At 47.9% G+C, this 7,174-nt stretch carries 7 protein-coding genes; all 7 read right to left on the bottom strand.

Annotation, left to right across the window (positions count from 1 at the left end; translation table 11 throughout):
• Positions 1–70 precede the first annotated feature (70 nt).
• The 7 genes from CAG68_RS16865 to CAG68_RS16835 are packed head-to-tail and all read right to left on the bottom strand — an operon-like array spanning position 71 to position 7,167.
• Complete coding sequence (locus CAG68_RS16865) at positions 71–496, bottom strand: bifunctional diaminohydroxyphosphoribosylaminopyrimidine deaminase/5-amino-6-(5-phosphoribosylamino)uracil reductase RibD (RefSeq protein WP_005376542.1); 426 nt, start codon at positions 494–496, stop codon at positions 71–73.
• A gap of 49 nt (positions 497–545) precedes the next feature.
• The gene (locus tag CAG68_RS16860; protein ID WP_054577826.1) at positions 546–1,847 is read right to left on the bottom strand and encodes a BatD family protein; all 1,302 of its coding nucleotides are present in this window, start codon (positions 1,845–1,847) and stop codon (positions 546–548) included.
• Positions 1,844–3,574 (bottom strand): VWA domain-containing protein, encoded by a 1,731-nt coding sequence (locus CAG68_RS16855; RefSeq protein ID WP_161441396.1) that lies wholly within the window; start codon positions 3,572–3,574, stop codon positions 1,844–1,846. Before CAG68_RS16855 ends, CAG68_RS16860 begins: the two co-directional genes overlap by 4 nt.
• A complete protein-coding gene (locus CAG68_RS16850) occupies positions 3,567–4,637 on the bottom strand; it encodes a vWA domain-containing protein (protein WP_005398156.1) in 1,071 nt (356 codons plus the stop codon). Before CAG68_RS16850 ends, CAG68_RS16855 begins: the two co-directional genes overlap by 8 nt.
• The gene (locus CAG68_RS16845) at positions 4,630–5,208 is read right to left on the bottom strand and encodes a DUF4381 domain-containing protein (RefSeq protein ID WP_086047457.1); all 579 of its coding nucleotides are present in this window, start codon (positions 5,206–5,208) and stop codon (positions 4,630–4,632) included. Before CAG68_RS16845 ends, CAG68_RS16850 begins: the two co-directional genes overlap by 8 nt.
• Positions 5,209–6,171 carry a DUF58 domain-containing protein gene (locus tag CAG68_RS16840; RefSeq protein ID WP_047101409.1) on the bottom strand — a complete coding sequence of 321 codons (963 nt, stop codon included), beginning with the start codon at positions 6,169–6,171 and terminating at the stop codon, positions 5,209–5,211. It abuts the gene before it with no gap.
• A 12-nt stretch (positions 6,172–6,183) separates the two neighbouring features.
• Positions 6,184–7,167: an AAA family ATPase gene (locus CAG68_RS16835; protein ID WP_085569081.1), complete on the bottom strand. Its 984-nt coding sequence runs from the start codon at positions 7,165–7,167 to the stop codon at positions 6,184–6,186.
• Between the last annotated feature and the right edge of the window lie 7 nt (positions 7,168–7,174).

Below are 7,174 nucleotides of genomic sequence, written 5' to 3'. Positions count from 1 at the left end.
GTTTTAACTCAATTTTGACGCACTTCATTCACCACATAAACTGGCACCATAGTGCAACGTAAAGCTTGACTTAGGCTTTGCCTAGGTAAGGGGTAAGAAACTCGCTGACTTCCTCGCCGCACAAACCCGTTTCTACCTCTATACCTGCTTGTTTTAGAATCTCGATACCTCGACCACTGTTGCGCGGGTCGGGGTCCAATATGGCTACGACGACTTTGCTTATGCCGGATTTGACTAATGTCACCGCGCAAGCTGGCGTGCGACCAACAAACGAACACGGTTCCAGCGTAACGTATGCCGTCACCGATTCTAACGAGCCTTGATACGCATTCAGCGCTTCCACTTCCGCGTGATTGCCACCAATCGCTTGAGTATGACCTTCAGAAACGATTTGATTGTCTTTCACTAACACGCAGCCAACCGGCGGGTTGGGTTGACATTCAGGAAGCGCATTTTTGGACACTTCCAATGCGCGGCGCATAAACTCTTGGCTCATTTGAACTCTATTCTCTAATAAAAACGAGGCGCTATATTAGCGCCCCGTTTTATTCATTGCCATCTCTTCCAATGACTTTGTCCAGTTCTGGTAACGCTCGCAGAGTACGGAATTTAAAGCGTTTTTGTTTGGTCTGGATTTTGCGCCACATCGACTTCAGTAAATGAGCGCTATTTTCACCATTTTGCATTCGCGACGCACTTTTTTGCCACGATTCACTCGTATCGGCTTTGTTCATTTCCAGCTCTGCCGTATTTAAACGCAATTGTTTGTACAATATGGTCCTTGCTTCAGACCAACGTTTAGCCTTTAACAAACGGTGGAACGTCAACCATGCTGGTGTCGGTCTGTTGCGGTAGTAACGTTTAATGGCTACCAATGAAATAATCACAAAACCCAGCAACACAAGCGTGGAAACAATCCATGCAAAGTACGTTCTGATGAAGGACTTCAACGTGTGCTTCGCGGCAAAAGTTTTGCCCTCTAACATCACCGTTTCCACTTGCTGAGTCTTACTGTTCCACCAACGAAACTCATAATCAGGCAGGGTTAATTCACCACCTTGTTGAATCACGTACACGCTCTCTTCTGTGCGTGTTGACTGGTAATCACCACGTGTTTGCGTATCTGTCAAACGGTGGGGTTGAGGATACGCTTGATAACGGGTTGTTGATTCTCCTTTCAACAAGTCTGGTAGCAATACAGATAGTGAATCTTGAGCCGAAATGGTGATTTTACGCGTGATTGCATCCCCAACTTTGAGTGACTCGGTGGAGGTATCCCACTCTTGCTTTACCTCTACATCTGTTGCAGAAAACCAAGGTGTCTCACCACTCAGCAGGCCCGATGGCAAGACGGTTTTGAACTTAATCGGCTGCGTGTAAAGTGTGCCTGACACCTTCTCGCCGTCCGGCGCAGACACCTGAACGCCCACTGCGACAGGTGGAATCACAAAATCACCAGAAGCTTGAGGATACAAAGTCACTTCCCATCGTTGACGCGACCAAGTTTGTCCCTCTTTTTGCTCAGTAAAGTTGGTTGCTAGTTGATTACGCTGTTTGGCGATAACATTGGGTATTTCAATATTGCCAATTCTCGTACCACCCGCAAACCAACGCGGCGTTGCCACTTCGATGGTTAAAATAACTTGCTCATTGACGCTAAAACTTGGTGTTTTCCGCTTCTCTCCAGCCGTTGGTTGTTGACCAACCCACGCTTGTAACTCAACTCCATGCTTTCGTTGAACGTCACGAATATCTTGAGCCAACACACTACTGCTCAGGAGGAAACCGAAACAGATAACTAACCACAAGGGTAAAGCAAAGGGCGTAAAACGGTGGCTTTTCATCATTGCACCGCCTCCTCTGTATTTTCGTTCGCAGTAGAGGTTGATTCTCCGGTTTCTATTGAACGCAATTGAATCTGAAACTTCGCATTTAAGAAGTATTTAGGATCCGCTTCGACTCGCTTTAACCATTTGTCGGCTAATTCTTGGCTACCTAAGATGTCGTCTGCACTTAACGTCTCTTTAATCATCAACTCCGCTGACGTTTTTTCATCCGCCCCTTCTGCGGTTTGAGGGTTATCGCCTAGCTCGGTTGATGCTTCTTGCTCTGTTCCTGCCTGACTCTCACTCATCCGGTTGATGTCCTCTACAATACCACCAATCACTTTCAAGTTATGCTCAACATCTGGTCTTAGCCTCTCGCTCAACGTTGGCTTGTTGGCTAGGGATTTTAACAAGTCACGTGCAGCCAAATATTCACGCTGACGCGCCAATGCACTCGCCGCATTATAAAGACCGTAATCTCGAACCTCTTCGGACGGGTCGTTTTGCATCTCCAAAAACGCACTGTGCGCGAGTTCAAACTCGCTAGCGTAGTAGTACGCCGTACCTTTGCGTAATGGATCGACAAAGTGTTTCGCGGCTTCTAAATACGCTTGTTGGTTGAACAAACGCTGTCCTTGTTGGTCTGGCGTCAGCCACAAATCCCACCACCATTGCGCCATCTTGTCGAAAGCCGTCACTTTTTGCACAACTTGTGGCTGCTCGGCTTTAACTGAAATATTCTCGGCCAACGCACTTGTTGGCATCAATAACGTGCCGCTCACCATTACAATCACGCACCACTGCACTAACCACCCTTTTCTAAACCACAGCATCATGATCAGCGCGATTGGGAACAGAAGTTGATACCCCATGTCTTTCCAAGGCATTGAAGATTCGCCATTAAGCTGCATATTGCGCTCAACGTATCGATTCAGTTGCTCGATATCACTATTATCGACGGTCACTTCCACCAATCGACCGTTGATCTGGCTGGCCAGTTTTTGTAGAGAATCCAAATCCATTGGGTTGTTACTCACAATGTCAGCGTTCCCTGCCGCAAGAATTAACAGTTGATAAGGTTTGCCCGAGAAATACGCTTGGTATTGCTCAATCGTGGCCGGGTTCACGCCGTCGCTCACCAACAGAACGGTGGAGCCTGGTTGACCTTGCAATTGTTGATCAATTAACGGCAAGGCTTTTTCGGCAAGCTTACCTTGCACGGGCATAATCTCTGGCGTAATGGCCGCCAAAAATGGGTCAAATACTTTGCTGTCTTGAGTTATAGGCATTGCGACATGAGCACTGCCCGCGAACACGACTAAACCCGTTTTTCCGCCTTTTCGCGCGGCTAGCAAATCGCGTATTTTCTGTTTGGAACGCTCAAGGCGGCTTGGTGGGAGATCTTTTTGCAGCATCGAGTCGCTGTTATCAAGCACCACAAGCATAGAGGCTTTATCTTCGCCAAAGGGAGAAGATTCTCGTTGCCACGTTGGGCCTGCACAAATCACAATGGCGATGAACACAATCAGCATCAAGAGCTTAAGCGGCAGTTGCTTACGCCAGCCTCGCTCACCTATCGTCAAAGCATTGCGTAAATGTTCGGGCAGAATATCCTTCCAGCTTGGCTTGCTTTCTTCTCGCCAGCGTAACCACACCAAGAAAAACATGGGTACCAAAGCCAGTAACCACAGTGGTCGAATAAAATGAAACTGCGTAAAGAATTGCGTCCAACTAAGAGAATCAAACATCGCTCTCTCCTAATGATGATCGTGTTGCAGCCCTTCTTTTGAGTGTTGCGACGCTGAACGCGAGCAAATGCATGATGACCACTAACGCCATCAAGTAATGATGAAGGCTTTGTTTTGGGCGGTATGTAGTGCTTTCGTAAAGTTGAGGTTCCAGTTTGCCAATCTCGTCGTAGGCAGCCGACAGTTCATCACGGTTGAGAGCTTCAAACGCTTCACCGCCGGATTCTTTCGCAATGCGATGAATCGTGTCCATATCCAACGCGGTTTCACCTATCGTTTCCGGATCACCCATCGCAATCACGTGCACTCGCACGCCTTTGGCTTTCGCAACTTTCGCCGCATCAATCGGCTCGACAAAGCTGCCCGTGTCGTTACCATCGGTTAATACAATCGCGACTTTTTCACGGTTTTGATCTTGTTCTAAAGCACCACGCGACTTATCGCTTTGCTCAAAAACTTTAATCGCTAAGCCAATTGCATCACCAAGATGGGTACTCTGCCCTGCCATCGCCACATCGGTTTGGTTAAGCAGTTCGAGCCACACTTTTTGGTCAGCGGTAAATGGCGTTTGCACAAAAGCGGCATCACCAAAAAGAACCAAGCCTAATCGGTCACCTTTACGAGACTGAACAAACTCCGTCAGCACTTCTTTCGCCGCATCAAGGCGAGAAATTTTTTCACCTGTACGAGACGTGAAATCAGGCTCAGCCATGGAACCCGAAAGATCCACCACCACCATCACATCGCGCCCTAAACTCTCGCGAACTTGAGGCTCGCCTAACACGGTGGGTTTTGCCATCGCACACACCACCAAAAGCCATGAGAGAATTAACGTTGCTCGTTGCCACCAGCTTGGGGTTAACTGGCTTGCACCTTCTGACGGCGTCTCGCCAATCGCTTCCACCAACTGACTAAAAAACGGCACTTTGATCGCCATTTGCTTAGTGCGATATGCAGGCACCAAGTAGTATACCACCAATGGCAACGGCAAAATCAGAAACCACATTGGGTGAGCAAATTCAAAACCAGACAAACCAGTTAGCGATACAAGAAGATCATTCATGTTGACCTCCCTGATGTGCTTTGCGTTTCAATCGTGGTGATTTCTTTGCCGCGCTTTTTTGAGCATCACCACGGTGTTCACTCACCCAGTTTTTCGCACGAGCAATAAGCTTTAATCGCTCTTCGTTGGTTAGCATAACGCTTGGGTCAACAATACTTTGTAACCAGCGCTTTGAAAGCTCATCGTTAAAGACCACAAGCGAGTTTGCTTGAGAATCTTCGGTTTGCGGATACAGCGCATCGAGCTTGCGCAGAAAGGCGGTATCAAACAATTTCGCGTTGCGGCTATCAATATGAATCAGCACTGTTTTAAGCACAGAGAACAATACTGTTGGCATGTCTTTGTCGCTCGGGTTGATTTGCGAAATCGCCAGTAGAGCTTCTTTTCGGTAACGATTATGCCACCATTGCCGAGCCAAGCGATATGCGAAATATACCAATGCAATGAGCACAACCGCCGCTAAAATTTTCCAGCCAATAGTTTGCGGGTGCCAACTCACGCTAGATGGTACGGCCACATCATGCAGCTCTCTGAGTATGTAGGTACTTGGAGGCGTAGGAAGATCACTCATTTAACGCCCTCCTACCAGTTTTTGGAATTGTTTAATGTGCTCACCTGTCGTATCGAGTTCGATGTGTGGAAGGTGTTTCATCGCCATAAGTTGAGAGAGTGATTGACGCTGTAAGCTAGTTCGAGCCTCAAGCTTTGCGCTCGCAGCTTCTACCTTTGCTTTGCTGTCTAAGTTGAGTTGATACTGCCCATCACCAACCACCCATTTCGATTTTGCCAAATCGTCTGGTAACGTTTGTTCTAATGGGTCACTAACCATCACTGCGAGAACATCATTGTGCTGTTGCAGCTGTTTAAGGTGATCAAGATGGTGCTCCTCGCAGTCGCTCCAGTCGCTGATAAAAATCAAAGTGGATTGCTTGAGCTTCATGCGTTTAATGAGCTCAATCCATTGACTGAACGTTACTTTTTCGGAGTTGCGGGAGTCCACATTGAGCGATTGATTGGCTTTAGCGAGACGTTTAAGTTGCGCCAGAAGATCGTTTTGCGAACGCTGTGCCTTGCTGTGAAACAACGCCTGCGGGGATGCGATGACAAAACCGACTCGGTCGCCATCTTTTAATACTCGCCACCCACACATCGCTGCGATCTCTGCCGCGACAACCGATTTCATTACTTGCGTCGAAGCAAAAAACATTGTGCTTCTCTGGTCGACACACACGATTACGTTGCGATCTTTTTCTTCTGTATAACTGCGTACGTGCGGCTTACCTGTACGCATCGTAACTTTCCAATCAAGGTTACGAATATCGTCACCCAATTGGTAATGGCGCAGCTCTTCGAAGTTCAATCCACGACCGCGAAACAACGAATTGTGTCGGCCAGAGAGTACGCTACCCGCCTTTAGGTGAGGGAGTAAACTGAATGATTCTGCTTGTGCTTGCAGACGTACTAAACGAGCGTAATCGCAGTACAAACGGGGATCCATCCCCTGTGATTTTGGCGCAAGAGTTGGCTTAGCCATAATGCCTCCCACTTACCCAATTTCTACACAATCTAGCAGCTCTTGTACGACTCGTTGATGATCGACCCCATCTGCCAGTGCATCGTAGGTCAGAGAAAAACGGTGGCCCAATACAGACGGAACCATGGCACGCACATCGTCAGGAGTAACGTGGTCACGTCCTTGCATCCACGCATACGCACGAGCGCATTTGTCGAGTGCGATAGAAGCACGAGGACTAGAGCCAATCTCAATCCATTTTGCTAAGTTTGAATCGGCATAACGCTCTGGCTTACGAGTCGCCATCACTAACGCAACGATGTAGTTTTCCACTAGGTCTGATACCACGATGTTTGGTAACTGACGACGCGCTTCTAGCACCACGTCTGGCTCGATGTGTTTTGGCGTAACAATTTCGCTGCTGGTTTCCGCACCCAATTCTTCACAGCGCACCAAACGAATGATGTCACGTTCGGCGTCATCTTCTGGATAATCGACGGTAACCTTCATGATAAAGCGGTCCATTTGCGCTTCTGGCAGTGGGTACGTGCCCTCTTGCTCTACTGGGTTTTGCGTTGCAAGCACCATAAATAAGTCTGGCAATACGTGAGTTTTATCGCCTACCGTGATTGTGCCTTCGGCCATGGCTTCAAGCAGTGCCGCTTGTACTTTGGCTGGTGCACGGTTGACCTCATCAGCAAGTACAATGCTGTTAAAAATTGGCCCTGACTGAAAATGGAGTTGCGGCTTACCATCCAGCTCTTGATAAACCTCAGTACCCGTCACGTCAGATGGTAAAAGATCCGGCGTAAACTGGATTCGACCAAAACTGGTGTTTAACAAGTTCGCCAACGATTTTACGGAACGTGTTTTTGCCGTTCCCGGTAAACCTTCTAGCAGAATATGCCCATTTGTTAATAACCCAATGACTAAAGCTCGAACCACGTGGCTTTGTCCAATGACGCTTTTTTCTGTTTGTTCGATGAGTTCTTTTATCGCTTGTTGTGCGTGGTTCATAGGATAC

This window comes from Vibrio sp. V42_P2S4T144 (assembly GCF_009904715.1).
Lineage (GTDB): Bacteria > Pseudomonadota > Gammaproteobacteria > Enterobacterales > Vibrionaceae > Vibrio > Vibrio alginolyticus.
The sequence above is the reverse complement of the archived record's forward strand: the minus strand, read 5'-3'. Positions and strand labels throughout refer to the sequence as shown.

What these genes read in the sequence shown, in the direction of transcription:
- CAG68_RS16835 (WP_085569081.1), bottom strand. Translation starts at nt 7,167, where the DNA reads ATGAACCACGCACAACAAGCGATAAAAGAACTCATCGAACAAACAGAA.
- CAG68_RS16840 (WP_047101409.1), bottom strand. Translation starts at nt 6,171, where the DNA reads ATGGCTAAGCCAACTCTTGCGCCAAAATCACAGGGGATGGATCCCCGT.
- CAG68_RS16865 (WP_005376542.1), bottom strand. Translation starts at nt 496, where the DNA reads ATGAGCCAAGAGTTTATGCGCCGCGCATTGGAAGTGTCCAAAAATGCG.
- CAG68_RS16845 (WP_086047457.1), bottom strand. Translation starts at nt 5,208, where the DNA reads ATGAGTGATCTTCCTACGCCTCCAAGTACCTACATACTCAGAGAGCTG.
- CAG68_RS16855 (WP_161441396.1), bottom strand. Translation starts at nt 3,574, where the DNA reads ATGTTTGATTCTCTTAGTTGGACGCAATTCTTTACGCAGTTTCATTTT.
- CAG68_RS16860 (WP_054577826.1), bottom strand. Translation starts at nt 1,847, where the DNA reads ATGATGAAAAGCCACCGTTTTACGCCCTTTGCTTTACCCTTGTGGTTA.
- CAG68_RS16850 (WP_005398156.1), bottom strand. Translation starts at nt 4,637, where the DNA reads ATGAATGATCTTCTTGTATCGCTAACTGGTTTGTCTGGTTTTGAATTT.